This is a genomic window from Kitasatospora sp. NPDC057198 (assembly GCF_042670125.1).
In the GTDB taxonomy this organism is placed as follows: Bacteria; Actinomycetota; Actinomycetes; order Streptomycetales; family Streptomycetaceae; genus Kitasatospora.
The window spans coordinates 1-1,969 of record NZ_JBHUWH010000794.1 but is presented as its reverse complement, the minus strand read 5'-3'; the positions used below and the strand labels follow the sequence as shown (position 1 = coordinate 1,969).

Annotated in this window: 4 protein-coding genes; 3 read left to right on the top strand and 1 reads right to left on the bottom strand. The window is 78.4% G+C overall.

Annotated features, from left to right (window positions below; genetic code table 11):
• Positions 1-611: PfkB family carbohydrate kinase (locus tag ACFUEL_RS39080; RefSeq protein ID WP_380242877.1), on the bottom strand; the 611-nt coding region annotated here is incomplete at its 3' end.
• A 206-nt stretch (positions 612-817) separates the two neighbouring features.
• Between ACFUEL_RS39080 and ACFUEL_RS39075 the strand changes: the two genes are divergently transcribed.
• The 3 genes from ACFUEL_RS39075 to ACFUEL_RS39065 all read left to right on the top strand — a co-directional run.
• Positions 818-1,015, top strand: coding sequence for a hypothetical protein (locus ACFUEL_RS39075; protein ID WP_380242875.1), 198 nt, complete (start codon positions 818-820; stop codon positions 1,013-1,015).
• A gap of 66 nt (positions 1,016-1,081) precedes the next feature.
• Positions 1,082-1,492, top strand: a complete 411-nt coding sequence (locus ACFUEL_RS39070) for an SRPBCC family protein (RefSeq protein ID WP_380242873.1) — start codon at positions 1,082-1,084, stop codon at positions 1,490-1,492.
• 306 nt (positions 1,493-1,798) lie between these two features.
• The coding region (locus ACFUEL_RS39065) for a chaplin (protein ID WP_380242879.1) at positions 1,799-1,969 on the top strand (171 nt) is incomplete at its 3' end.

The window sequence follows — 1,969 nt, the reverse complement described above, 5'->3', positions numbered from 1 at the left end:
CGCCCGTCCGCGAGCAGTTCCGCCTCGGCGGCGTCGGCGCGCAGCACGTCGACCAGGCCCAGCAGTTCGCCGTGGGCGGCCGGGCCGGGCGCGCCGTCCGCCACCACGCGCGCCCCCCGCCGCCGGGCCAGGCGGGCGGCGGCCAGCACCGTCGCCGCGGGCTGCTGGAGCTGAAGGGAGACGGTGTCGGCGCCGGCGAAGGCCGACCGGGCCCGTTCCACGTCCGCGACGCTCACCAGGCCCTCCGGCGGGACGTCCTCCAGCAGGCGGCGACTGCCCGGCGCGTCGACCACGTCCACCAGCAGGGCGGTCCGCCCGCGCCGGACGACCGCCGCCGTCCCGATCCCGTCCCGGTCCGCCCGGCGCAGCACCTCGTCGCCCGCCCGGTCCTCGCCCACCACCCCGACCAGGCGCACCGGCACGCCCAGCTGCGCCAGGCCGACGGCCTGGTTGGCGCCCTTGCCGCCGAGCCCCTCCCACCGCTCCCCGACGTCGACCGACCCGCCGGCCGGCGGCAGACCGTCCGTCCGCAGCACCAGGTCCCGCCCGATCTGGCCGACCACCACGACGCACCCACCGCCCGCCGGGCCGTCCCCGCCCTCCGCCGCCATCCGCCACCATCCGTTCCGTGTCCGCCCGTGCCCGTCCCGCGTCCGCCTGGCCGGGGTCGCGCGCCTGCCCCGGCCGCCGTGCGGCGAAACGCCGTCCGCCGGGGTGCGAACCGCCTGCCGGGCGCGTGCGTACGCCGCCCCCGACCGGGCATCCGCGCGGAGAGCCGGAAGAACCGGTGGACCCGGAGGAGGACGAGGAGCCCGCGATGACCGATCCCGACCCCGACCCCGACCGCAAGCCCAAGACACCCGACCTGCCGCCCCGGCCCGGGACGGAGGCACCCGACACCGGCCCCGTCGCCGACGAGGAGGGCCGCGACCCCACCGAGGGACCGACCTCCGAGCAGAACCGCACGGCAGCGGACACCACCGAGGCCGAGGGCGGGGACGAGCCCCCCGACTGAGCGGCCCAGCCGCCCGCGCCCCGCCCGCCCGACGCGGGCGCGGCCGAGCAACGGAAGGAACAGCGGATGACCGAGTACGAACGCACCCGCACCATGCCGGCCCTCCCGGAACCGGTCTTCGACGAGGCGACCGGGCCGGGACGGCTCGACGCCTGGATGCCCCGGAGCCTGCACGTCCGGGTCGACGACCCGCCCGCGGCGACCGTGCACGGGGACCGCGGCGGCACGGACGAGCGCGCGCTGCTGCGCACCCGGCGCGAACAGCTGCGGATGGAATGGGGGACCCGCGACGACGGGCACTACGCCGGCTGGCTCCAGGTGGCCGGACTGGACGCCGGGACCAGCCAGGTGACCGTCCACCTCTCCTTCTTCGACGAGGACTCCGCGCCCCCGCGGGAGACGGTCGAACGGGAACTGGACGAGAGCCTGGCCCGACTGGAGGAGCAGGTCCGGCTCCGGGCCGACAGCGCCGGCTGAGCCCCCGGCTGAGCCCTCCGGTCGAGCGCCCGGCCGAGCCCCAGGCCGAGCGCCCGGCCGAGTCCTCCGGACGGGTGGCCGGGCTGGGCCGCACGGGTGGGAGCGCCGCGTCGATGGAGCGTCCGCGGCGCCCCCGGGGGACAGTTACGTCTCGGCCGACCCGACGCACGCCGTCCGCTCGGCCCCGTCCCGGGAGGCACCCGATGGGGTGAAGCGACGCCCCGCGACCACGCCGCCCGCACGAGCACCCCGAACCACCGGTGCCGCCCCGCCCGGGGCGGCACCCTTTCGACCCGAGGAGCCGACATGTCCCGTAGCCGCAAGTACTTCGCCGTCGTCGCGCTGGCCGCCACCGCCGTGCTGGGCACCGCCGGAGCGGCCTCCGCCTCCGCCGGCGCCCAGGGCGTGGCCGTCGGCTCGCCCGGCGTCCTCTCCGGCAACGTGATCCAGATCCCCGTGCACATCCCGGTCAACGTG